Below are 23,360 nucleotides of genomic sequence, written 5' to 3'. Positions count from 1 at the left end.
CTGTCATGGAATGTTGGAATCCTCTATACGATTTCCCATGTGTTTGCTACACTTTTGAGAAAAGCATTGAACAAGGAAACGATAAGAGGTGACTGAGCCCGTGATATCCATTATGATCGTCGACGACCAGCGTTTGCTGAGAGAAGGGCTGCAGACGATACTTCAATCGGAAGAGGATTTGGACATCGTCGGCTTATGCGAGAACGGATTGCAAGCAGTGGAGCTGGCGTCGCGGCAGCAGCCGGATGTTGTGCTTATGGATATTAAGATGCCCGTCATGGACGGCATCGAAGCAATGAAAAGATTGAAGCGCGAACATCCTTCCATAGTGGTGCTTATGCTGACCACCTTCGCCGAAGACCGCTTCATCATCGACGCGATGGCCGGCGGAGCGGATGGCTTTCTCCTCAAGGACATGCCGTCCAAAAAAATCGTGCAGACGATACACGAGGCAATGAGCGGCGCTGTTATGCTTCCGGCGCCTATCGCCTCGAAGCTGGCCGCCAAGCTGTCCGTCTTGTCAGACAGCAGAGCGGATTCATTCGACGAAGACAAGCTCAAAGCGAGCGGATATTCGTTCACGGAGCGAGAACGCAAGATCATTATGCTTATGATCGACGGGTACAGCAATAAGCAGATATCCTCCGGCTTGTTCATGAGCGAAGGAACCGTAAGAAACTATATTAGCGTCATCTACAACAAACTCGGTACAAGCGATCGCCAGGCAGCCGTTGCGCTGCTGAGGAAAATGCTGCTCGAGGATTCGTACTGAATGTTGACGCAAAGCGACAACCGACCCGTTATTGCGGCTGCGCGCCCAATCGCAACTTGCTCAGGTCAAGACGGCGGCGGAAAACGCCGCATAAGGAGCTAACCATGCATGCGAATACTAAGGCAACGTCTATCCTTTCTGCCATGGCTGCTTGTATGCGCCGTTGTCATAGGCACATTCCTGCCCATGGTGCTATTGAGCCAGTCGAGCCGGATTGATGGAGAAAGAGAACCTTTCACTGTACTGTCTCTGCACTGGGAGGTCGCTTTCGGGGCGTCATCGCCGGAGAAGGCTGAGTGGGTGCCATTTGATGAAGCCGCCAAAGCCAAGCTCGACAATTATGAAGGCACGGTGCTGTTGCAGCGGCCCTTGCCCGATCTGCATTGGAACAATCCCTATCTGTACTTCTCGATGATGAATAGATTCGAAGCGTTTCTGGATGGCGAATCTATCTACCGGTTCAATATGGATGACAAACTTCGTTATATGAGTCCAACGCGAATGATACATGCGGCAAGCATACCATCCGATACTGCCGGCAGGCATCTGCTTATTCGGGCGGAATGGGAAAAGGCAGGGTTGCTGGGACACGACCTCGTCATGATGGGCGAGCTGGATCAAATTTTATTTATCTCCATTGTGTCGGAGCTAGCATTCATCGTATATTCCACACTGGGAACTGCGGCCGGAGTCACGGGACTCGTGCTGTTTCTCAGAAGGAGGGAGCGTATCTACGGGTGGTTCTCGCTCTTCTGCCTGGCTTCCAGCTGGGGGCTGCTGCTAACTTGCCGTACTCTGCAATGGTTCATTCCGATGAGCAGTGCCTACCATTGGGGGCTGCTGCTCACTCCATTTGCGATTTGGGCGTGCATGGGTTTTTATGCGAATGCGCTTAACGCTGGAAGCTTCCGTTATGTTAAGTTCGCGCATTATGCGATGGGCTTTTATTCGGCTGCGGCCATTTTGTTTGCGGCTGTTGCACCAAGCATCTTCCACCAATGGGTCGGGATGGGCGAACTCTTTATTGCGCTCGTCGGCTTCAGCACGGTGACTTATGCACTGGCGCGTCATGCTTACGGATCGCGAGGGGAAACGACACGGCTGGAGAAACGTTGGCTGCTGCGCGGGTATTGGACGTTTACGATGGGGTCGATCGTCAGTATTATTGCGTTTATCTTCCCCCTGCCGCTAACGAGACTTATGATGGAGATCCCCTATCTGTACCGGGTGGTGGAGGGCATGCTGCCCAATGTATTCTTTTTGTTCCTGATCTGTACGGTCATGGTCATCGTGGTCCGCGTTCGTCAGGTGCATTTGGAGTCGGAGCGCAACGCGGCCGAGCTGCTGGTGAAGAACAGGGAGTTGGAGCAATTCCATCGTAATCTGGAGAAGCTGGTGGATACCCGAACCTCCGAGCTGGAGCGGGCGAACCGGACGCTTGCCGTTACATTGCGGGAGAAGGCGGAGACGCTCGCGGAGATCTCGGTGCTTGAGGAGCGCAATCGTATCGCTTATGAAATGCACGACGTCGTCGGTCATACGTTAACCGCTGCAATCGTTCAGTTGGAGGCGACCCGCAAGCTGACCGATCGGCAAGGCGGAGTTCCGCAAGAAAAGCTGGATTTGCTTGATGAGTTGGTGCGCAAAGGGTTAAACGATATCCGCAAGACGGTTCGGCTGATGAAATCGGACGAAGAACAGCCGCTGTCGCTGGAGGCATCTCTTCGCGAACTCATTCAGTATGCGGAGGACACGATGGAGGTTAAGGTAGAGAGCGATATTTTGCTTCCTCGCGAGCTGTCATTGGGCACAGTGACGGAAGGAGTCTTATGCCATGCGCTGCAAGAGGGGCTGACGAACGGCATTCGCCATGGCCGAAGCTATCGCTTCCGTTTCCGTATCGCTTGCGAGGAGAACGAGCTTCGGTTCAGCCTATCCAACGATGGCGAGCCTTACGAACAGAGCGCCCCGGGCTTCGGGCTCAGCTCCATGATGGAACGGGTGGAACTGCTCGGGGGCAGCGTGTCTGTGCGAGCATCCGCTGGTGCGGACCGCTTGCCTGCAGGGTGCGAACTCGTCATTACCATTCCTCTGAGCTGATTTTGGGCTGGTTGGAGCATGTTAAATAATGCTTGATGTTGACGACAGCCGCTGGCTGGCTTCCCGGGACGGGATGCCGACCGGCGGCTGTTGCGCGTTTAGGAGAGTGATCGAGACTCGGCATAGCAAGCCACTTCGTGACACGTATGACAAAAACGATGACGGATTGTAACTACTGGGATTCTGGCGATTCTTTTACACTGTGATTGATCAATCCAAGACTTGCCAGTGAAAAGGAGAATGAACATGGAAAGAGGCATAAGAACCAGAGGGATCAGGGCCATCGCGCTTGCGTTAATGGCGGCGCTGCTGCTGGCGCAGATGGCTATACCGGGAAGTCGAACCTTCGGCTCGGGTACGGCGTTGACCGTATTTGACGATCGTTTGGGAGAGGGATTTAGCAATAACAGCTGGTCTGGCGTCAATCTGGAAGAGACGGGAACGGTACGGGAAGGGTCTAGATCGATCCGGTTTTCGGCTGGCCATGGAGAGGCGGTCTACCTTTACAAGGATCGAATCATGAACGCCAGCGAATTCGAGGAATTTAGTTTCTGGGTGCATGGCGGCGGAAGCGAGGGTGCGGCGTTCAAGCTCGTATTTACTCTGGGCGGCGGAAGCATCGCCGAGATGGATTCCGCCAATTTGCTGCCGGAAGGTGTGCCAGGGAACGAATGGGCCAAGGTTACTGTGCCGCTCGCGGCTTCGGGCGTAACAGGCTGGATGGACGGCATTTTGATCTGGGGCGGGGGAGCGCAGAGCCCGATTTACTTGGACAGCATGGCTTTCACCGGCATGGGCACTGGCGGCGGAGGACAACAGTCGGGTCAAGAGCCCGGCGGCGGAACTGGAGGAGGAGAACCTGGCGGGGAAGAGCCGGGAGGCGGGGAGCCGGGGCCGGTGGAGCCTGTCGAGCCCATCCAGGGGGTCTATCTCTATGATGATAGGCTGGCCGGCTTCATGGTGAACTACAGCTGGGGCGAGGTTGTATTGGAGCAGCAGAAGGTCAGACGCACGGGAGAAAACGCAATTCGATATGTCCCGGACGGAGATCGGGCGCTGTACCTGTACAGCGGCAATTTGCTGACGGTCAACGAATATGAGAAGCTGCGATTCTATGTTAACGGCGGCGCGGAGGGCGGCCAGTCCGTTAAGCTGGCGCTAACGGCAGGAGGAGTGGCGGCGGCCGAATATCCGCTGGAACGCTGGATTCCGGAGGGCATTCCGGCGAATGCCTGGACAGCGGTGGAGATTGATCTGGCGGAATTGCAGCTGGAGCACCGCCTGTTCGACGGCTTCCGCCTGACAGGAGGAATTGCAGGGGGACAACCGGCCGTGTACATCGACGACATTGGCGTCACGTCAAGGCAAGCGGCGCAGGCCGTTGTGGCCGAACTGCGGCTGAGTCATCCTCAAGTCGTGATGATGCCTGGCGAAGAACGCCAAATCCATGCCGAGACCTTCTCCATTTCCGGCGACACGTCGATCGTGACGGATGACGCGGAATGGTCCGTTGATCGACCGGATCTCATGACAATCGACAATGGCAAGCTAACGGCGCTGGGTGAAGGCATTGTAAAGGTGAGCGCAAACTATCGGACTTTTACGGCCGAAGGTTATGTGCAGATTACCGAAGTCGAGTCTCAGCCCCTGTATACGGATGGATTGGCAGAGGGATACCGCAACTACAGCTGGCATGAAAAGGACTTCGCCAATACGGAGCAAACGCATAGCGGCAGCCGTTCGATCAAGTTCGAGCCGGACGGCTGGGACGGCGTCTGGATCAATCGCGAGCAGAAGCTGAACTTGGAACAGTATTACGGCTTCGAATTTTGGCTGCATGGCGGCGAAGAAGGCGGACAGGCGCTTATGTTCCATGTATACGACGGCGGACAGTCGCGAGGCGTCGTACATCTGGGAGAATTGCTGCCGGACGGCGTTCTGACAGCGGGGCAATGGACGAAGGTGACGGTGAACCTGGCAGATCTGGGACTGGATTCCGGCACGTTCGACGGTCTTATCCTGCAAGCGGCCACCGAAGCCAACCAAGGAACGGTTTATATCGATGATATCGCGCTGCTGGCCAATCCGAATCCGGGACAATTGCCGGAGCCGGAATTGCCGCGCATCTCGGTGGACATCGACCAGTCCTCGGAGCGCAAGCCGATCAGCAACGATATCTACGGCATTAATTTTGATGATAATTATCCAACGGACTCGGCGCTGTCCTTCCCGATCGAACGGTGGGGCGGCAACCAAACGACGCGATACAACTGGCAGCTTGATACGGCTAACCGCGCGGACGACTGGTTCTATATCAACTACCCTTATGACAACGACGAACCCGAACTGCTGCCTCATGGCTCGACCTCGGACAAATTTATCGATCGGGTGCTGGGACGAGGCGATAATGTGCTCATTACCGTACCTACCATCGGCTGGACGCCGAAGGACAGGACGGTGAGCTATGGGTTCTCGCAGCATCTGTACGGCAATCAGATTCGCTGGTCTCCCGATCTGCGGGATGCGGGCAATGGCGTGCTGGCAAGCGGAGAGCATGTCACGGGCAACGATCCCGGCGATACGTCCGTTCAGGTAGGACCGGAATTCGCGACAGGCTGGATTAACCACATCGCGGGCCGCACGGATGACAAAGTGCGCATGTATGCCCTCGACAACGAACCGGAAATTTGGCATGTGACGCATCGCGACGTGCATCCCGAGGCTCCGACCTATGACGAGCTGTGGGACAAAACGGTGCAATACGGCTCGGCGATCAAGGCAGCCGATCCCGATTCGTTGTTGTTCGGCCCGGTAGCATGGGGCTGGTGCGGCTACTTCTATTCCTCCGCGGATATGTGCGCGGACGGTCCGGACCGCCAGGCTCACGGCGGCAAGCCGTTCCTGGAGTGGTATCTCGATCAGGTTAAGCAGCACGAAACGGATACAGGGACAAGATTGATCGATTATCTCGACATTCACTACTATTCGCAGGAGCAGGCCGTGCCTTCCGAGGACGAAAGCCCTCTTGCGGCCAAACGGCGCTTCCAGGCGCTAAAGACGCTGTACGACGATAATTTCGTGGATCAATCCTGGATCCAGCAGCCCGTTCGCCTTATACCGCGGATGAAGGAGATTATTGCGGGAAGCATGCCGGACTTGAAGCTGGCGATTACGGAATACAACTTCGGCAATGGAGTGGGCATCACGGCCGGTCTCGCACAGGCAGAGGCGCTTGCCATCTTCGGCAGGGAAGGCGTTGATCTGGCTACGCGATTTGGCAACTTCCGCGCAGGCACGCCGATCGAAGATGCGTTCAAGCTGTATTTGGACTACGACGGCAAAGGCTCCTCCATTCAAGGCAGCAGCGTAAAGACAGGCTCTTCTTTGTACGATGCCGTAGGCGCGTACACGATTGAAGGGGAGGAAGGCAAAACCTATATGCTGCTGTTTAACAAAGACACCTTGTCGAGAGATATCGAGCTGAATACCGGCATCAGCACAGGAGCTCAGGGCGAAATCTATTCCTTCAGCGCTTCTCGGCGGCTCGGCAAAACGGGAGATATTGTGATCGGCGGAGAAGGCATGCTGTCTCTGAAGCTGCCAAAGCGGTCCGCCACGCTGATTGTCATTGATCCATCCTGATCAGAAGGAGAGCGATATCATGCAAGCATACGATGTCATTATTGCGGGGGCCCGGGTAGCGGGCTCCACGCTCGCTTACGAGCTGTCCAAGTCAGGTTATAGCGTCCTGTTGCTCGACAAGGCGACGTTTCCGAGCGATACGTTGTCCACGCATAATTTTCTGACGCACGGCATGGCGATGCTGGAGGAGATGGGGGTGCTGGATTCGTTGCTCGCATCGGGCACGCCGACCTACAGCCGAGCTGTCATTCAGTTCGATGATGCCGTTATCGACGGCCAGTTCCCGGAGGTGAAGGGACGTCACGACTGTCTTTGCATCAGGAGGACGGTACTGGACGGTGTGTTGTTCCGCCATGCTTCGAACAGGCCGCGAGTATCCACGCTGGAGGGTTTCCGAGTGACGGGGCTTCTGTGGGAAGGCGGCGCGGTTGCCGGCGTGGAAGGAGTTACTCGCGCAGGAGAGCGCATGAAGTTTCCCGCCAAGCTGGTGGTCGGAGCCGACGGCCGCAACTCCGCGGTAAGAAAGCTGGCAGGAGCCGAGACGCTGATCTCCGTGCCCACCGATTTCGCTTCATACATCGGCTATTACGAGAACTATCGGCAGGAAGGCGAAATACACACCGAGCTGTACAAGGTCGGCGACAAGCTGGGGATCGTGTTCCCGACCGGCGACGGTCTGCATGTGGTGGGGATCATGTTCCCGCTTGCCGACGAATACTGGATGTCACGATTTAGGCAAGCGCCCGGGGAAGCGATGAGCGAAATCGTTCTCGACAGCTTCCAGGGCACCGCGATAGGGGGCAGGCTTCCTAAAGCATCGCTTCACGGACACGTGAAGGGGCTGCTGGGTTATGACAATGACTGGCATCGAGGCATGGGAGAAGGATGGGCGCTTGTCGGAGATGCGCTCTCCTTTAAGGATCCCGCCGTTGGGCAAGGGATGCCGGATGCCATGCTCAGCGCGCGCTTTTTGGCTGGTGTGCTAAATAGGTATGAGGGCCGCTGGGAAGGTCATTGGGACGTTATGTCGGAAGCTTACCAGAAGCAGACGGAGGAGGCCATGATGTCCCGCTTCCGTATGGCGTGCCAATTCACCAAAAACGTGCCGTTTACGCCGGAGGAGCATTATGTGAACGGACTGATCGCTGCCAATCCCGATGCGACCGCGGCATTCCTCGGCATATATAATCATGCGGTGGAGCCGGAACAGTTCCAGGGACATGTGATGCGGTTAATAGAACAGAATCGATGAAACGCAAGTGGCGTTATATATTGAAGATAAGCTTAGACATTACGTTAGTTGAATTTGCATAAGGCTGGACGTTTACGCCTCTGGAGCTGCTCGATCGAGAGCGGAGCCGGGGGCGTTTTTTGTGTTTCAACCATAGGAAAGCAATCTCCATACTTGACCTGTCATTCTCCGATTGAAATGAGTTTATATGGATCGTTTGGCGTGATATTAAAATCTAAACGGAACTCTGCGACGTTATTCGTGATAAATCCAGGCAAATCGCGAGCTTTTGCCCTTCATAAGGGCTGTCAGTTCCATTAGATTTGCGAAGTGCCGCTTTTTGCCGAAATAACGTCTTTCATTTCCGTTGCAGTTGCTCCCGTTCATTTCTTTCCGGACGCTTGCCGCAATTTCACCTTTGCACATTTAATAGATAGCCTCTCTATGTCCTTTAGATTTTCGAAAACCTAAAAAATCGAAGAATAACGTCATTTATGTCCATTGAGCGGCGAGTGATCGGACGTTTTTGGGGTTTTTGAATCACCTTCAGGTGATTTTGTTCCTCGTATTGTGCGGTAAAAGAATATATGATATATTAATCCAAGTTAATTAAGACACAAATATAGTTAATATGACTCATAATAAGGAAGAAGGGGAGAACGATTCAGCTTACTTCCAGACAGTTGGAGCTTCTGGATCTCGTCAAAAAACATTCGCCCGTTACAGGCGAGCAGCTTGCGGAATATTTGGGCGTGAGCCGGCCGACGCTTAGATCGGACTTGTCGCTGCTTGTCATGCTGGGCATGCTGGACGCGAAGCCCAAGGTTGGTTATTTCCTCGGAAATACATTAAGGACGGCCGGGGAACCGCTGCCGAGATTTAACTCGATGAAGGTGAAGGACGTGCAAGGGGTGCCGGTAAACATTCCGGATACGTTATCCGTTCACGATGCCGTCATTATGTTGTTCACGGAGAATGCGGACACGCTTCTCGTTGTTACGGAGAACAAGCGGTTTGCGGGCATAATTACCCCCAAGGATCTGCTAAAGATCACGCTCGGCAATGCCGGTGCGGCCTCTATTCCCGTCAGCATGGTCATGACGCGTTATCCTAATATCGTGACGCTGTCACCGGACGATTCTGTGCTCGACGCCATTCGCAAAATGTCGCTTCATCAAGTGGACTGCCTGCCTGTTACCGTCGAATCGGATGATGGCGCAGGGCAGCCCGTCGTTACGGGCTGGGTGTCCAAATCGAATATTATTCGCTTGATGGCGGAACACGCGACATCTCAGGAATTGGGGGAGCCTGGTTTATGAAGCAACCATACATCTATGTCTGCTCGGACGCGGTGGGGGAGACGGCGGAAGCCGTCGCCAAGGCGACGCTTAGACAATTCTCGACCGACCAAGTCAAAATAAAACGTTACGGACATATTCGCACGGAAGACGAAATATTGCGTATTATTGCGGAAGCATCGCTGACGGGCGGCTTTATCAGCTACACGCTCGTGCAGCCGGAGCTGCGGGAGCTGATGCGGGAGGAAGCGGGTAAGCTGGGCATCCGCGCGGTCGATGTCATGGGCCCTATGATGCAGGCGTATGTCGACACGTTCAACGATCTTCCGCGCAGGCAGCCTGGGCTGCTCCACTCGATCGACGCAGAATATCATAAGCGGATGGAAGCCATTGAATTTGCAGTCAAATACGATGACGGCAAGGACGTATTCGGTCTTACGCAAGCGCAGGTTATTCTCATCGGAGTGTCTCGTACCTCGAAGACGCCGCTCAGCGTATTTCTGTCGCACAAAGGCATTAAAGTGGCAAACCTGCCCCTCATGCCTGAAGTGACGCCGCCGGAAGAGCTGAGACAGGGGCCGGGGAGAATCATTGTGGGGCTTACCATGCAGCCGGATCATCTGCTGCATATTCGCTCAGAGCGGCTTAAGGCGCTGGGCTTGCCGTCCACGGCGCAATATGCCTCGCAGGATCGGATTCGGGAGGAACTGGATTATGCGGCAGGCGTTATGGAGTCGCTGGATTGCCCGATCATCGATGTGACGAACAGAGCCATCGAAGAGACGGCCGGCATTATTTATGAATGGCTTGCGAAATAAATGTCAATACCTATGAATAAAGATGGAGGGGTAGCAATGGATCGAACATTTGTGATGGTAAAGCCGGATGGAGTTGCCCGTGGATTGACGGGTCATATTGTTTCGAGATTCGAGGAGAAAGGGTTCAAGTTGGCCGCCGCGAAGCTGATGCAACTGGATCGTATGGTGGCCGAGGAGCATTACGATCATCTGCGCTCAAAAGTATTTTTTGATGAGCTGGTAGATTTCATTACATCCGGTCCCGTATTCGCGATGGTGCTCGAAGGGAAGGACGCGGTTAAAAACGCGCGGTCGCTTATCGGCGCAACTAATCCTTCCGATGCGCTGCCAGGCACGATCCGCGGAGATTACGCTATTGATGTGGCCAGCAATATTGTCCATGGCTCCGATAGCGAGGATAACGCGGAAAGAGAGATCAACCTCTATTTTCATTAAAGTGGTTGTTCGAAAATTGAAAATAGTTGACGAATCACACTAGTATATGGTAGATTTTTAATCAAAGTTCAATACCACCAGCGGAAGCACCGCAATGTTGCAGCAATAGGCTGCATGCATTGCGGTGTTTTTTGTGTTGCAGCGGAGTTTTGGCGGTGATAGCGCTGGAGAAGAGGAGAGGATGGGATGAACAAGCTGCAATTGGCCGTTGCGGTCAAGGAGAAGGAGTATCTCAGAAGGCTCGCTGACTACATTAGAGGGAGCGTCTATGCGGCGAGATGGCAGATAACGGCATTCACGAGCGTTAACTCGTGCAAGCAGTATATGAAGCAGGGCTTCAGTATCGACATTATCGTCGCGGAGCGGGAGTTCGCGGATGAGTTGCGTCGTGCAGCGCAAGGCGTGCCGGTTGTTTTGCTGAGCGATCGACCGGCTTCTGGCGAAGGAGAACTGGAACTGTATCGTTACCAAGCGCTTCCGCAATTTATGAATGCACTGGAGAGAATATGTATCGACGGTGCGGGAATAGAGCGTTCAGTTAGTCTGGCAGCTAATGGCTTGAGGGGCTTGGCGGGAACGGAGCGAACGCTTGTCGCAGCCGTGCATTCGGCAGCAGGCGGCGTTGGCAAGACGACGGTTGCGCTCCATCTTGCGGCTGCGGCCGGAGCGGCTGGCATGCGTGCCTGTTATGTTAATCTGGAATGCTGGGACACCACACGGGTCTGGTTTGGAGACGGCAGACGGGAGGAAGCTGGCGCGGGTCTGTCTGATCTTCTTTATCTTGTAAAGTCGGGCAATGCCGTGACTCGCGAACAGTTGGAGAGCTCTCGCAGGTACAACGCCGTGCTGAAGTGCGATTATATGCCTGGTTTCGGGAACCCGGAGGACAGGTTGACGCTTGGCGGCGAGGATTATGTCGGGCTTGCTGCGGCAATATCATCGAGCGGAGGCTATGATTTGCTTGTTCTGGATATGGATGCCGGATGGTCGGAAGCGCAAGTTTCGTTGTTGCGGAAGGTCGATCTCGTCTACGAAGTCGTAAGGAATGATCGTTCTGTCATCGACAAGCAGCGGCAGGCCATGTCCTACATCCGGCAAGATTCAGAGGGACGTTGCGGAGACCTGTGGAAGAGATGTCTTCTCGTATGCAATGGGGGCTCGCGAGCAGTAGAAGCCGGCGAGTTCGGGGGGATGACAGGACTGCCTAAGGAATCTACCGCATGGCTGCCAGAGGTGCCGGAATGGCGCTCACAGGGCTGCTCGCCTCTTGCATCCTCGTCTTATCTGGCCGCAGCCAGTCTGTTGGTAAAACGATTGATGTCAGAGGGAGATCGCAGACGTGCCGCCGGATGAAAGTATTGCGGAGCTGCGCAGCCGTATTAGAGCATCGATCGACTTCACCGCTTCCATTACGGATGAAGAATTGCTTCGCAAAACCGAATGCGTCGTATTTGAGTGGCCTGAGAGCCGATTCCTTTCCGCGGCTGACAAGGTCAAGCTGGTCAAGCGGCTCTACCATTCCTTTCGCGGACTTGATCTGCTGCAGCCGCTGATGGAGGATCCGCTCGTCAACGAAATCATGATCAATGGCCATAAGGATATTTTCGTAGAGCGGCAAGGGGAGATGACGAAGCTGCGGGAGAGCTTCGAAAGCGAGGAGAGGCTGCAGGATCTCATTCAGCGTATCGTGGCAGGGGTCAATCGGATCGTAAACGAATCCTCGCCCATAGTAGACGCAAGGCTGCCCGACGGCTCGCGTGTTCATGTCGTGCTGCCGCCAGTCTCGCTCAGCGGTCCATGTGTGACGATCCGAAAGTTCCCGGAACGCCCCATGAGCATGAAGGAGCTGGTTGAAAAGGAGTCTCTTACGACGGAAGCGGCTTTTTTCCTGCAAGAGCTGGTAGAGGCCAAATACAACATCTTTATTAGCGGAGGCACCGGCACGGGCAAGACCACATTCCTTAACGCCTTGTCGCAACATATTCCTAGCGAGGAGCGGATCATCACGATCGAGGATTCCGCCGAACTGCAGATCGCTTCCGTGCCTAATCTGGTTTCGCTGGAGACAAAAAATTCGAATACGGAAGGGAAAGGAAGCGTCACGATTAGGGAGCTTATACGCGCATCGCTGCGCATGAGGCCGAACCGAATCATTGTAGGCGAGGTTCGCGGCGAGGAGGCCATCGATATGCTGCAGGCACTCAATACCGGGCATGAGGGTTCTATCTCCACCGGTCACGGTAACAGCGCGCTGGATATGATGGGCCGCTTGGAGACGATGGTGCTTGGCGCCGCCGAGCTGCCTCTTCCCGTCATTCGGGGACAAATCGCTTCCGCGATTGACATCGTCATTCATCTAAGCCGCGGCAGAGACCGCAGACGCCGCGTGATGGAAATTTGCGAGATGGGTGGCGTCGAGGAGGGCAGAATTACATTAAATCCTCTATTCGTAAGAGGGGAACCTGAGGAAGGCGCATCTGCCGGACATTTGTTGCGAACGGAAGTGCCGCTTGCGAGGACGAATAAGCTTAGGGCCGCAGGGAAGGAGGCGGGTCTGATCTGAAGATATCGGCGAGAAGCAAACCGTGGGATCTAGTTAATAAGATCATGAGCTGGTGCGGATGGAGGGATGACAGCTCGCGCGAGCGAGAACGGAATCAACACGGTGGAAGGACGATTATGACGGATTATGCGGAATACGAGATGAACAGAAGGGAGGTAGTTACGTCCGTCCTTGGAGGTTCGGCGATGCTGTTCGTCGCTTTATATTTGTTCTATCATTCCGTACTTGTATCCCTGATAGGAGCTTTGGCTGGAGCTGCGGCTCCAAAATGGCGGCGCGGCGTCTTGCTACGAAGGCGAAGAGAACGGCTGAAGATGCAATTCAAGGAGCTGCTGTTTTCCTTAACGTCATCGCTCGCCGCGGGACGTTCGGCAGAGAATGCGTTTCGTGCTGCACGGGAGGATTTAAGTCTGCTATATTCCGAGCCGAACGCGGATATTTTGAGAGAGCTGCGAGTAATCGGCCATCTGTTGGATCAATCGATTCCGCTTGACGAAGCTGTCCGAGACTTCGCGAGGCGTGCCGGCATCGACGAAATAACGATGTTCGGCGATACGCTGACCGCATGCAAACGATCTGGCGGCGATCTGCTGGAGGTTATGAGACGAACGTCGTCGATGATTGGCGAGAAGATGAGCGTCGACGGAGATATTGCCGTGCTGCTGGCTCAGAAGCGTTTCGAGGCGCGGATCATGATGGCGGTTCCTTTTGTTTTTCTCGGTTTTCTGGGATGGGCTGCTCCAGACTATATGGCCCCGCTGTACAGCGGCTTCGGGTATGTTCTCCTAACGATTGCGTTGCTGCTATTAGGCGGATGTTTCTGGCTTATACATCGTATTATGTCTATCGAAATGTAAGGAGTGGATGGCATGCTGGCAGCATCAGCGACAGGTATGGTCGCGATATGGTTATATCTGATCGGTGCGGCGGCGATAAAGGAACTTTTGAGAGCGATCCGAATGAGAAGAAATCCCTCCGGGGGGTGGCAGGAGGTCCTGCTGGCAAGACCCTTCCTTCGTGTTCTTGCAGAGGCGGAGCGTCTCGAGGTGGCGAGTCTCCGCGTAGAGACGCTCCATCGCCAGCTGATCGTGCTGAAGGGCGCATCGTGGTCGGTAGAGCAGACAAGATCAGCGGCGGCGCAGTCGCTTGGACAGGCATATGGAGCTTTGATGGCAAGTTTGATTCTGGCAGGGTTCACGGGCGAACCGGTTATGTCCATGATGGGAGCTGTCGTGGCTATTGTACTGGTGCTGCGTCGATTTGTGGAAGCGGATCGCGAAGTAGAGCGCAGGAGACGCGCCATCATAGCGGCGCTTCCGGATATGCTGGCCAAGCTGACGCTGCTCGTCGGCGCGGGGGAGACTGTGCAGGGCGCATTCGCGAAATGCCTGGATGGCAGGCCTGTATACGGGGACAGTCCGCTGCATAAGGAATGGCGGCATGCCGTCCTCTCGCTCCAGAACGGGCAGTCGTTCGGCATAGCGATCGAAAGGCTGGGCAGAAGCTGCGGCGTTCAGGAGGTTGCCATATTTACGACGGTTATCCTGCTGAATTACCGCAGAGGAGGCGATCGCTTCGTGCTGGCGCTGAAAGAATTCTCGTATTCGTTATGGGAGAAACGTAAGGCTGCGGCGCGTACAAGCGGCGAGGAGGCTTCGTCGAAGCTGGTATTTCCCCTGGTCGGCATCCTGTTCATTATGATGGTGGTGGTCGCTGCGCCTGCGTTTCTACTCATGTCCTGAGATCGAAATAGGCGTTGTTCAAAAAGTCCGCTTTTGATCACGAAGTATGCCACGAAGTGTACTCGACATCGAATATTGAATTCAGGCGAAACTTCCGGTGCTCACGTAGCTTCCACTACGCTCCGCTCCTCAGTTTCTACCTTCTTTCAATCTTCTCGGTGCTGAAAACCGAACTTTTTGAACTCGGTCTAAGGGGTTTTACATTTAATCAAGATAAGAGAGGGATGAGATCAAATGAAAAAGCTGACAGCGGGATGGAGATCGTTCTGGAGGAATGATCAGGGGCTGGGTACGCTCGAGATCATATTGATTATAGCCGTTGTCATTATTATCGCACTGTTGTTCAAGGACTGGATTATCGAGCTGATCGAGAACCTGATGGGCAAAGCGGACGATGAAGCCAATCGCATCTTCGAGAATTAACAGGCTATGGCGAACTGAGGAGGGAAGCTTCAGCTTGGAGTCGGCGATGGTGTTTCCCATGCTGTTCATTCTGATTTTCCTATTCCTCTTTATGAGCATGTTCGTCTACCAGAATGTCATTGTGAGTTATACGGCCGCGGTTACGTCTGAACGGGCTGCCTTCGCTTGGGACAACAGTCATCGGGATCCGAGATCGGGGATATTGACGGAGGCAGCCTATGACGGATTATATACCGAGCTTGGAAGCGATGGCGTAACGGGAAGCCTGTTCGGATTGATCGGTCATTCGGAGACGGCATCCGTGTCGTTGCCATCCGGGCGAACGGAGGGAGCAGGGAGTTCCCTGGCCGTAACCAAGCTGGACCTGGCTTCGGATTGGATTGCCGCTGCAGGGCTTTCGTATTCGGGCGAGGTGACGCGGGCCGACGACGGACTGTTCAGGCTGGTGCGTACGAAGTTGGAGAAGCCGATCGGTTCCGACGTATTTCGTTCATGGGGCAAAGGCGAATTTGTTGATCCGACGGGACAATCGAAAGCTCTGATTACGGCTCCTGTCGATTTCGTGCGTCATGTCGATTTGGCGCGTTATTATGCGAAAAAGTTTTCTGGCTCGTCAGCAGGCAAGGCGACTTCGAAGAAACAGGCAGGGAAGGTGCTGTCATCCTATGGGGGAGGCAGCCAGCCTTAAGAGAATAGAAAGCGGTTGGAGGATGGAAGCGGGTATGCGGCATACGATATGGCGATATTTAATTGATAGGGAAAATGGCACGATCACGATATTTGCCGTTATTGTCCTATCATCGCTGTTGTTGTTCTTCGGCACTTTGATCGATTATGCGCGAATTGCGGCAATGGGGCTTATGTCCGAGAACGCGGCCAGAACAGGCGTCCGTTCCGTTTTGTCGGCATACGATTCCTGGTTATACGAACGATATGGACTGTTCGGACGTGGCGGCAGCGAAGGCGAGGAAATATTCCGGGAGGTTCTCGAAGGCAGTCGCGGAGAGGAGGCGGCTGCTGGAGGTTTCGGCCTGGTCCGTACTCGGCTCGAGGATGCCAAGCTTCATACGTCGCATGTGCTGGGAGATCATGACGTATTCGCAAGACAAGTGCTGGAAGAGATGAAATATAAGGCGCCAGTCGATATGACGCTGGAAGTTGTGGCCAAGCTTGTTCCGCTGGGAGATTCGCTGCGGCAGAGCGGCGAGACGTTCCATAAGCTCGACGAGCTGCGCAAGCTGTACGAGAAGCGAGAAAAACTGCTGGAAGATGCACTGCTGCTGCAGGAGCAGGCGGCGGACATCGTAGCGGGAAGCGAGGCTCTACCGCTTGTGCCTGCCGGAAAGGCTGCTTTGAAGCTAGGCGGCAACTCCGCCCATAACGGAACGGTCCAGTCGCTGCTGAAGCGATTTGCCGCTTACGCCGGGCAGGTTGGACAGGATGACGGAGCTGATGAGCCGGAGAATGGGGACGGGATCGCCTCATTCGAGGAAGAGGCTGCTTCGTTGGCTGGGCGGCTTCGCTCGGCAAGCACGGCATTGGAGCAAAAGCACGCGGAGCTGTTATCCCGGGCGCGACGACAGCTGGAGCAGGCGGAGGCCGTCAACGACGAGATGATCCGCATAAATAGCCGTACTGATTCTTCAAGCGGGTATGACGGGGTTCGCGGGAAGGATGTGCCCGGTGCAGAGCCATACCCAGACGCAGGGACGGCCGCTTCCGAGCTGGAGGAGGTGCGCAGCAGCGGCGATAAGCTCATACGGAATGAAGGCTGGTGGAGTTCGTACCGGCAGGAGCTGGGTGATCAAGAGACGAGCGGCAAGGGAATCGTAAGCGAGGTCGAGCAGCTGCTGTCCAGGCTGTCCAGTGCGATGGCTTCGCCGGGATCTGCCGCAGCGACAAGGCTGCTGAATGAAGGCGTGACGGAGATACAGTTGGCCGTTAAGCACTATGAATCGGTCTATGCCGGACAAGCTTCGTTATTGGCAAAACGGAAGACGGAGCTTGCGGATGCGGATATGAAAAAGCAACTGAAGGAAACGGAAGCCAAAACCGCTGCAGCTTGGCAGAATGCAGGCAGGCTGTTGAACGGTCTGGCCGGCATGCGGGATTTGCCGGAGCATCGGGAGCTGTTCCAATCGGTGAAGTCGCGTTACGAGGACAGTCTGCTCTTTAATCAGAAGCAGCAAGAGGACGGGAATAACGCCGGAACCGGATGGTCGCAAGCCAAGGATGCCAATCAAGCGGTGGAGCGCTCGACAGGGCAAATGGAAGGATTGTTTGCAGGGATGTCTGACATGCTGGCAAAGAGCCGCGATATGTTCTACTACGGGGAATACGCTTCGGACAGATTCAGCCACTTTGCCCCTCAACTGCTGCTGGATCTAATGGAGAATGGGGACATCGAAGGGATCGCGGAAGCAGCCTCCTTCCATAATCAAGAAATGGAATATTGGCTGTATGGATTCCATGATCCTATAGGCAATCTGATTGCCGCATATGGAGAGCTGTTCGGCGTCAGACTGGCTGTTCGTACGATGGAAGGCTTGATCGTCAGCAAAAATCTGGGGCACCCGCTGTTAATATTGTCCGGGGCTATACTCTATGGGCTGGAGAAGACGGCGGAGGATATGCTGAGCTTCGCCCGCAAAGGAAGCGCGCCATTATCGAAATATGCGAAGGTAGAGCTCGGCTATCTGGATTATTTGCGATTGTTTGCTCTTCTGCATGGAGGCAAGGAGGAGGAGAGGCTGTCCCGAATGATCGCCGTCATCGAGCAAAACAGCGATCTGGTGCTGGCGCAGGTACCGTCAGGCGTTACAGGCGAAGCGTCGATCTCTATAAAGCTTTGGTTTCTCCCCGGAGCAACGAAGCTGATTGGCAGGCTTGGTTTGTTGAGGGGGAGGGTGAACGATGGTCGCTTCGAAAGCTCCGAGACGGTGGGTTGGTCGTACTGAACAGGCGAAGATATTGAAGCTGCTTCTCGAATTGAGAGGCAAAACTCATGGCTCCATCGTTGTCGAAGCGGCGATCGTGCTGCCGCTTCTGATCTTTTTATTGATGGCTTTCGTGCTGCCCATCATGCTTTGCACGGCACAGATGGCGTTACATGAGACGGCTTCGCAGACAGCCCGCAGTTTGGCTTCGCATATATATCCGGCTGAGCTTGCCGTAGATGGAATCGCCGGCAGCGTAAAGGGAGCGGAACCGTCGCAGCCGGCGCCGGCTGCTTCTAAAGATGAGCTGCCGAAGTGGAGCGAAGTCGCGGCCGAGGCGGCGGAATGGCTGCCTCGGCCGGCTGGCGAGCTGGCAAGCTCGGCGCTTCGCGGCGATTGGGGACCGCTTGTAGATCTTGCTGCGACAGAGCTGGGACGCAGCACCATCGAGCCGCTTGCCCGAAGGTTTGCGGCGGAGACGGTCCTTCGTCCGGAACGACTGAGATTGGCCAAGCTTATGCTTCCCGATCTGGTTAACAAGAATGACGCTTATCTAACCGTCGTTATTCAATATGAATTCCCTGTCAGGATGCCATTGCTGGGGAAGAAAATCGTAATAAAGGAACAAGTTCGCGAGCGGGTTTGGATTAGCGATGCGGTGGCGGCTGCCTATGGCTCGAAGATCGGTGGAGACGGTAATGAAAGCCCACATCTGCAAATCGTCTCCATTACGCCGACTCCGCTTCGCCCCGGTCAGAAGGCGACCGTGACCGTACTGACGAATCCCGGCCAACCGGTGTCATTAGGCGTTATGTACAAAAGCGGCGCCAGCAAGGCGAAGCATCTTGGAGATGCCACCGCGGATGGAGAAGGTTTTGTGTCCTGGACTTGGCATGTGTCGGGCAATACAACGCCGGGCATTTGGAAATTGACCGTGACTGCGGAAGGGGAGCATGCGGCATCCAATGTGTCGAAACATTTTCTGGTCGAGAAACGAAACCGGGGCGATTAGTTTCATTTCCATCGTTGTACGAGAAAGGAGGGCCGACATGAGCACAAGCTTTGCCTTAGCAGCCTTTTTGTTGCTGCTGCTTGCGGCGTTTATAACCGACATGAGGTGGAGAAGGATTCCGAATTGGCTCACGTTTGCCTTCTTCGTTGCAGGCTTGTTGTATCATGTTTCGATAAACGGTGTTGCAGGGCTCGCTGCCGCGAGTTGGGGGGCAACGGCGGGATTTTTGCCTTTGCTGCTGCTATATGCACTTGGAGGCATAGGAGCGGGAGACGTCAAGCTGTTCGGCGCGGCGGGCGCTTGGATTGGCGTGGGGACCGTTCTGCAGCTTATGATGGCCTCCATAGTGTGCGCAGGGATCATCGGTCTTCTGTTGCTCGCAGGACGAATGCTCCCTTCGGTTGCGATAAAAAAAGCGATCCGTTATTTGACCGAGTCGGATGCTGAATCGGCCATTGCCTTGAGTCATGAGAAGGGCTCCAGGAAAGTCCGCTCACGCCTGCGGATGCCCTTCATGCTTGCCGTTGTGCCAGCTGTTGCGCTGGTCTGGCCTTCGCTTACGTAACATCATGTTATTGAAGAAAGGGGGGATCGTGTTGAAGCCGTATCGCATTGATTTCGTCAACGGGCGAGGCCACGAGATGACGCTCGACAAGGATGGTGGCATCCGCAGATCCGAGCTGGACGAGCTGGAAATCAACATGCTGAGATCGCAAAACGTGCCGTGTCTGCTGCCAATGGAATGGATGGAGATGGACGGGAACGTCACGTTCCGTTATGCGCTGAACGGCAAGAAAATGCTGATCCATAGGCTGCAGCAGCAGCCCCTTGCGATGGATCAATTCTATGGTTTGCTGCACAAAGTCGTTTCCGGATTGTTGGAATGCAGAGATTATATGCTTCGGCCTGAAGGTTGCATGCTTGGCGATACCTTTCTATTTGTCGGGGAGAATATTGAAGACGTTTCGTTTGTTTATGTACCGCTGCATGCCCGCGAGGAAGAGAGTGCGGCTGGTGATGATTTATTAGCGATGGTAGCCAGATGGTCTGCTTACATCGAGCATGTGGACGGTGAAGGCTTGCAGGAAGTGCTGAGGATGTTCGGCGGCAATCGATGGCCGCTCGAAGAGCTTAGGGAGCTGATGATGGAGAAGCTCGGCAGCAAGCATCTGTTGCCAGAGGCGGCGTCCGGCAATGATGGGATAACAAGAGGACATGAATTTAAACAAAACTTGGATGATATGGGCGGCAGCACCCGTAACCGAATGCAAGCCTCTCGCATATTCGAGCGGAGCGCTCTTGAACGGGAGGATTCAATGCACGGGCGGGGACGCGGCTATTCATCCATTACAACTAATGAATCTATTGAATCTTGCGATCAAGGCGATGAGAGTTTTATTGAAAGCGGCGAAGCAGCCGCCAAGAAATCAGGAAGCCAGCGCTGGCTGATTGCATCGGGAGGGGTACTGGGCACGGCATGTATTTGGCGCTTCGTTTATCTTGGTTATAGCACGACGCAGACGATGCTCGTAAGCCTTGGTCTGACCGTCCTGCTATTGGCCGCCGTGCTATGGATGTGGAGAAGGGGAGCCGGCATGCTGCTGGAACCGTCTGCACCTGTGCCGGAAGGGGAGAACATGGCAGCCTCGTTTGAGCTGCATTCTGGTCCTTTGCGTACGGGAGAACGTTGGCGGACAGGCGACTCGCATAGCGAGTCATGGAGCATGCAAGACGAAAACGATCGCAAGGACGGCGTGACGACCAGCTCGCTGGGAAGCTATGCATTGCCTCCTCAAGTAAAAGAAGCGGAGGACGAACAGCGGAAAATGGACGATCTGCTTGCCCCGACGACTGTCCTGGGCGGAAAGGATGCTGACCAAGCGAATGATGGCGGTGGCCACGTTTCGGCAGATGTGCTGCTAAGGCGGCGGTGGAATGGCAAGGAAGAGTTGATTCCGATCTCGTCGGAAGTGTTTCGAATCGGGCGAGGCAGCGGAGGCGATGGCTACGAAGAGAAGGCGGACGGGGTATCGCGCTTGCATCTGGAGATTGTGAAAGAGCAAGGCTGTCATGTCGCCAAGGATTTGGGGTCAAGGAATGGGAGCCTGCTTAATGGGACGATGATGGTGCCTTACAAATCCTATCCGCTAGCTGTCGGCGATACGATACAGTTAACGGGAAACAAAGGACCTGCCTATCAATTCGGCAAGGGCTAGAAAAAACCAGCCCTGGGGAGGGCTGGCTTATTGGGATACGAGAAGCTGCGTGAGCGCCTGTTCCAGCTTGGGATACCGAAAGCGGAAGCCCAGCTTGGTCGACTTGACGGGAAGCGCGCGTTGTCCGTCAAGCAGAAGCGTAGACATCTCCCCGAGCCCGACTCGCATCAGTCCTGCCGGAAGCGGGAACCAATGCGGCCGTCCGATCGTTTTTCCGACTGCCCTGCCGAATTCGTCGTTGCTGACGGGTTCGGGAGCAGAGGCATTGACAGGACCTTTTATGTCGTCATTATCCAGGCAGAACAGGATGAGCCCGATCATGTCGTCGATATGAATCCAGGAGAGACCTTGTTTGCCTGAACCGACGCGGCCTCCAACGAACAATCGGTAAGGAAGAAGCATCAACGGGAAGGCGCCCCCCTTGCGGGCGAGAACCAACCCTATTCGCAGCTTTACGAGACGTTTCGCGGGAATGGCGTCTGCGGCCTCTTCCCAACTGCGCACGACTTCCGATAAGTAGTCGGTCACGGCCGTTGGGCTGTCTTCCTCGAAAACTAACGTTTCCGAGCTGCCGTAGGCGGATATCCCGGAAGCATTAACGACGACGGAGGGGCCATCTTGGAGCGAACGGACGAGACGTCCGACTCGGGCCGCAGCCCATTTTCGGGAATCCATGATACGGGCTTTGGCCGACTTCGTCCAACGTTGGTTAATACTCTCTCCTGCCAGGTTAACGATGGCGTCTATTCCTTCCAGGATGGAAGGATCCCGCTCCAGCATGTCCCAGGTTACGTAACTCGGTCCGGAGCCGGCGGGTTGCTTCGCGGCAGCACGCCGTGTAATAATCCAAACCGTATCGCCACGCCCAATCAGAGCATCGGTCAAACCTTGTCCGATAAACCCCGTCCCGCCCGTTATTGCAACCTTCATCCCCCGTCACTCCCCCGGCCGTTATTTGGCTTCGATCTTCGTCAGCCACAGCTGCTTGATGCCTTGTTCGCTGTCAATGACCTTCTCCGTATATTCGAATGCGACGGGCGCTTCTGTTTGGAGCGCCTCGATCGTGGATGCGAGCTCCTCCGTTATTTGGTACGTCTCGGCGCCTTCATCTGTCTTGATTTCAATGGAATTGGAATCGTTCTGGCCGGTATAAATTCCCTCGTTGCTAATAATGATATCGGCCGGAGCGTCCGGATCCGTGCCGCCCCCTGTAGTAGGAGCGGACTCTTCGGGCTGCTTCGTCTCTTCGTCGTCGCCGATAGAACCTGGATCCTGAATGCCGCTCTCCTCAGGCAATTGGTCATTAATACCGGGCTCGGGCGAGCCGTTCACGTTTTGACCTGCGTTGTTATTGTTGGCGCCGCAAGCCGATGCAGTAAGCATGACGGCCATCAATATTGCGGCTGCTCCAGCGGTCTTTGTTCTGCGTTTGTTCTTCATGGTTGAACCACCTCCTACGATAGTAAGACGAACGAGCGGGTGGCGGGGTTGCATAAATATGTCTAACCGGACATGACGGCACTGAAACAATACATCTATTGGCGGGTAGTCGCCAAGTGCGTCAGCACTATTTGTTAATCAAATGTTCGTAAGGTCTGTAGTCGATGCCTTTGCGTTCCATGAACGACATGAGGATCCGATAATCGCGCTTGGGCGTTGCGCGTATGTAGCCCTCAATACAATGCTCGCGCGTAACGGTCTTCGCTCCGTGTTCGATTGCGACTTGACCGATCTTGGCCGCGATGGAATGTTTGGCAATGTCGCGGAAGGCATTAGGCACCGGCGATACCAGCTCATCGAGGAACTGCTTCGACTCTTCGCCCCACATGCTGCGGCTGCGCTCGACCCAATAATTCTGCCAATCCAGCTTGGATTTTCCGTCCCTCATCGGGAGCACCTTCAGGAACTTCCGGAACATGAAGAAGCCGCCAACGGACATGGCTATAACCATCACGATCGCCCAGAAAACGATAAAATACATAAACCAGCTTGGCGTTCCGTTCATACCTTATGTCACCTCAATAATGAATTATAGCGTATTCTTAGATTTATTTCGACATTAGTCGAAGATACCTTGATTTATCAAGGGTTCTTGAGGGCTGATAAATAATTAGCACCTGCCTTAGCACCACTTACACCACTTACACTTTCCATGAATACGGTAACAGCTAT

Annotated in this window: 21 protein-coding genes; 18 read left to right on the top strand and 3 right to left on the bottom strand. The window is 54.7% G+C overall.

Annotated features, from left to right (window positions below):
- The first annotated feature begins 88 nt into the window (after positions 1-88).
- The 18 genes from B1748_RS25935 to B1748_RS25855 all read left to right on the top strand — a co-directional run bounded on the left by B1748_RS25935 (position 89) and on the right by B1748_RS25855 (position 21,188).
- Positions 89-772: a response regulator transcription factor gene (locus B1748_RS25935; RefSeq protein ID WP_256975930.1), complete on the top strand. Its 684-nt coding sequence runs from the start codon at positions 89-91 to the stop codon at positions 770-772.
- A gap of 108 nt (positions 773-880) precedes the next feature.
- Positions 881-2,872, top strand: coding sequence for a sensor histidine kinase (locus tag B1748_RS25930; RefSeq protein ID WP_087570850.1), 1,992 nt, complete (start codon positions 881-883; stop codon positions 2,870-2,872).
- Between the two features lie 28 nt (positions 2,873-2,900).
- Complete coding sequence (locus B1748_RS37030) at positions 2,901-3,044, top strand: hypothetical protein (RefSeq protein ID WP_179215834.1); 144 nt, start codon at positions 2,901-2,903, stop codon at positions 3,042-3,044.
- Positions 3,045-3,118: 74 nt separating this feature from the next.
- Positions 3,119-6,514 carry a glycoside hydrolase family 44 protein gene (locus B1748_RS25925; RefSeq protein ID WP_143810387.1) on the top strand — a complete coding sequence of 1,132 codons (3,396 nt, stop codon included), beginning with the start codon at positions 3,119-3,121 and terminating at the stop codon, positions 6,512-6,514.
- 19 nt (positions 6,515-6,533) lie between these two features.
- The gene (locus B1748_RS25920; RefSeq protein WP_087570848.1) at positions 6,534-7,766 is read left to right on the top strand and encodes an NAD(P)/FAD-dependent oxidoreductase; all 1,233 of its coding nucleotides are present in this window, start codon (positions 6,534-6,536) and stop codon (positions 7,764-7,766) included.
- Between the two features lie 662 nt (positions 7,767-8,428).
- The gene (locus B1748_RS25915) at positions 8,429-9,064 is read left to right on the top strand and encodes a helix-turn-helix transcriptional regulator (RefSeq protein WP_087570847.1); all 636 of its coding nucleotides are present in this window, start codon (positions 8,429-8,431) and stop codon (positions 9,062-9,064) included.
- A complete protein-coding gene (locus B1748_RS25910) occupies positions 9,061-9,861 on the top strand; it encodes a pyruvate, water dikinase regulatory protein (protein WP_087570846.1) in 801 nt (266 codons plus the stop codon). Before B1748_RS25915 ends, B1748_RS25910 begins: the two co-directional genes overlap by 4 nt.
- A gap of 36 nt (positions 9,862-9,897) precedes the next feature.
- Positions 9,898-10,296 carry a nucleoside-diphosphate kinase gene (gene ndk / locus B1748_RS25905; protein WP_087570845.1) on the top strand — a complete coding sequence of 133 codons (399 nt, stop codon included), beginning with the start codon at positions 9,898-9,900 and terminating at the stop codon, positions 10,294-10,296.
- Positions 10,297-10,482: 186 nt separating this feature from the next.
- Positions 10,483-11,649, top strand: coding sequence for a P-loop NTPase family protein (locus tag B1748_RS25900; RefSeq protein ID WP_087570844.1), 1,167 nt, complete (start codon positions 10,483-10,485; stop codon positions 11,647-11,649).
- Positions 11,636-12,859, top strand: coding sequence for a TadA family conjugal transfer-associated ATPase (locus tag B1748_RS25895; RefSeq protein ID WP_179215833.1), 1,224 nt, complete (start codon positions 11,636-11,638; stop codon positions 12,857-12,859). The genes B1748_RS25900 and B1748_RS25895 overlap by 14 nt, the downstream gene beginning before the upstream one ends.
- A 116-nt stretch (positions 12,860-12,975) precedes the next feature.
- A complete protein-coding gene (locus B1748_RS25890; RefSeq protein ID WP_087570843.1) occupies positions 12,976-13,716 on the top strand; it encodes a type II secretion system F family protein in 741 nt (246 codons plus the stop codon).
- A 12-nt stretch (positions 13,717-13,728) separates the two neighbouring features.
- Positions 13,729-14,601, top strand: a complete 873-nt coding sequence (locus B1748_RS25885) for a hypothetical protein (protein WP_087570842.1) — start codon at positions 13,729-13,731, stop codon at positions 14,599-14,601.
- Between the two features lie 234 nt (positions 14,602-14,835).
- Positions 14,836-15,024, top strand: coding sequence for a Flp1 family type IVb pilin (locus tag B1748_RS25880; RefSeq protein ID WP_087570841.1), 189 nt, complete (start codon positions 14,836-14,838; stop codon positions 15,022-15,024).
- Between the two features lie 34 nt (positions 15,025-15,058).
- Positions 15,059-15,712 carry a hypothetical protein gene (locus B1748_RS25875; protein WP_087570840.1) on the top strand — a complete coding sequence of 218 codons (654 nt, stop codon included), beginning with the start codon at positions 15,059-15,061 and terminating at the stop codon, positions 15,710-15,712.
- Between the two features lie 34 nt (positions 15,713-15,746).
- On the top strand, positions 15,747-17,981 hold the full coding sequence (locus tag B1748_RS25870; protein WP_087570839.1) for a TadE/TadG family type IV pilus assembly protein: 2,235 nt from the start codon (positions 15,747-15,749) through the stop codon (positions 17,979-17,981).
- The gene (locus B1748_RS25865) at positions 17,938-18,972 is read left to right on the top strand and encodes a TadE family protein (RefSeq protein WP_087570838.1); all 1,035 of its coding nucleotides are present in this window, start codon (positions 17,938-17,940) and stop codon (positions 18,970-18,972) included. Before B1748_RS25870 ends, B1748_RS25865 begins: the two co-directional genes overlap by 44 nt.
- Before the next feature lie 37 nt (positions 18,973-19,009).
- Positions 19,010-19,537, top strand: a complete 528-nt coding sequence (locus B1748_RS25860) for an A24 family peptidase (protein WP_179215832.1) — start codon at positions 19,010-19,012, stop codon at positions 19,535-19,537.
- A gap of 31 nt (positions 19,538-19,568) precedes the next feature.
- Entirely contained in the window at positions 19,569-21,188 is a 1,620-nt protein-coding gene (locus B1748_RS25855; RefSeq protein WP_179215831.1) for a DUF6382 and FHA domain-containing protein, read from the top strand.
- A gap of 27 nt (positions 21,189-21,215) precedes the next feature.
- Here B1748_RS25855 and B1748_RS25850 read toward each other — a convergent pair whose 3' ends face one another.
- From B1748_RS25850 to B1748_RS25840, 3 genes are all read right to left on the bottom strand, one after another.
- Positions 21,216-22,118 (bottom strand): TIGR01777 family oxidoreductase, encoded by a 903-nt coding sequence (locus tag B1748_RS25850; protein WP_087570835.1) that lies wholly within the window; start codon positions 22,116-22,118, stop codon positions 21,216-21,218.
- Between the two features lie 21 nt (positions 22,119-22,139).
- Positions 22,140-22,628 carry a hypothetical protein gene (locus B1748_RS25845; protein ID WP_087570834.1) on the bottom strand — a complete coding sequence of 163 codons (489 nt, stop codon included), beginning with the start codon at positions 22,626-22,628 and terminating at the stop codon, positions 22,140-22,142.
- Between the two features lie 127 nt (positions 22,629-22,755).
- Positions 22,756-23,193, bottom strand: a complete 438-nt coding sequence (locus tag B1748_RS25840; RefSeq protein WP_087570833.1) for a DUF2621 domain-containing protein — start codon at positions 23,191-23,193, stop codon at positions 22,756-22,758.
- Positions 23,194-23,360: the final 167 nt, after the last annotated feature.

The organism is Paenibacillus sp. MY03 (genome assembly GCF_002165585.1).
Taxonomy (GTDB): domain Bacteria; phylum Bacillota; class Bacilli; order Paenibacillales; family Paenibacillaceae; genus Pristimantibacillus; species Pristimantibacillus agaridevorans.
The sequence above is the reverse complement of the archived record's forward strand: the minus strand, read 5'-3'. Positions and strand labels throughout refer to the sequence as shown.

What these genes read in the sequence shown, in the direction of transcription:
- B1748_RS25845 (WP_087570834.1), bottom strand. Translation starts at nt 22,628, where the DNA reads ATGAAGAACAAACGCAGAACAAAGACCGCTGGAGCAGCCGCAATATTG.
- B1748_RS25885 (WP_087570842.1), top strand. Translation starts at nt 13,729, where the DNA reads ATGCTGGCAGCATCAGCGACAGGTATGGTCGCGATATGGTTATATCTG.
- B1748_RS25920 (WP_087570848.1), top strand. Translation starts at nt 6,534, where the DNA reads ATGCAAGCATACGATGTCATTATTGCGGGGGCCCGGGTAGCGGGCTCC.
- B1748_RS25910 (WP_087570846.1), top strand. Translation starts at nt 9,061, where the DNA reads ATGAAGCAACCATACATCTATGTCTGCTCGGACGCGGTGGGGGAGACG.
- B1748_RS25850 (WP_087570835.1), bottom strand. Translation starts at nt 22,118, where the DNA reads ATGAAGGTTGCAATAACGGGCGGGACGGGGTTTATCGGACAAGGTTTG.
- ndk (WP_087570845.1), top strand. Translation starts at nt 9,898, where the DNA reads ATGGATCGAACATTTGTGATGGTAAAGCCGGATGGAGTTGCCCGTGGA.
- B1748_RS25840 (WP_087570833.1), bottom strand. Translation starts at nt 23,193, where the DNA reads ATGAACGGAACGCCAAGCTGGTTTATGTATTTTATCGTTTTCTGGGCG.
- B1748_RS25930 (WP_087570850.1), top strand. Translation starts at nt 881, where the DNA reads ATGCGAATACTAAGGCAACGTCTATCCTTTCTGCCATGGCTGCTTGTA.
- B1748_RS25860 (WP_179215832.1), top strand. Translation starts at nt 19,010, where the DNA reads ATGAGCACAAGCTTTGCCTTAGCAGCCTTTTTGTTGCTGCTGCTTGCG.
- B1748_RS37030 (WP_179215834.1), top strand. Translation starts at nt 2,901, where the DNA reads ATGCTTGATGTTGACGACAGCCGCTGGCTGGCTTCCCGGGACGGGATG.
- B1748_RS25870 (WP_087570839.1), top strand. Translation starts at nt 15,747, where the DNA reads ATGCGGCATACGATATGGCGATATTTAATTGATAGGGAAAATGGCACG.
- B1748_RS25925 (WP_143810387.1), top strand. Translation starts at nt 3,119, where the DNA reads ATGGAAAGAGGCATAAGAACCAGAGGGATCAGGGCCATCGCGCTTGCG.
- B1748_RS25890 (WP_087570843.1), top strand. Translation starts at nt 12,976, where the DNA reads ATGACGGATTATGCGGAATACGAGATGAACAGAAGGGAGGTAGTTACG.
- B1748_RS25865 (WP_087570838.1), top strand. Translation starts at nt 17,938, where the DNA reads ATGGTCGCTTCGAAAGCTCCGAGACGGTGGGTTGGTCGTACTGAACAG.
- B1748_RS25900 (WP_087570844.1), top strand. Translation starts at nt 10,483, where the DNA reads ATGAACAAGCTGCAATTGGCCGTTGCGGTCAAGGAGAAGGAGTATCTC.
- B1748_RS25880 (WP_087570841.1), top strand. Translation starts at nt 14,836, where the DNA reads ATGAAAAAGCTGACAGCGGGATGGAGATCGTTCTGGAGGAATGATCAG.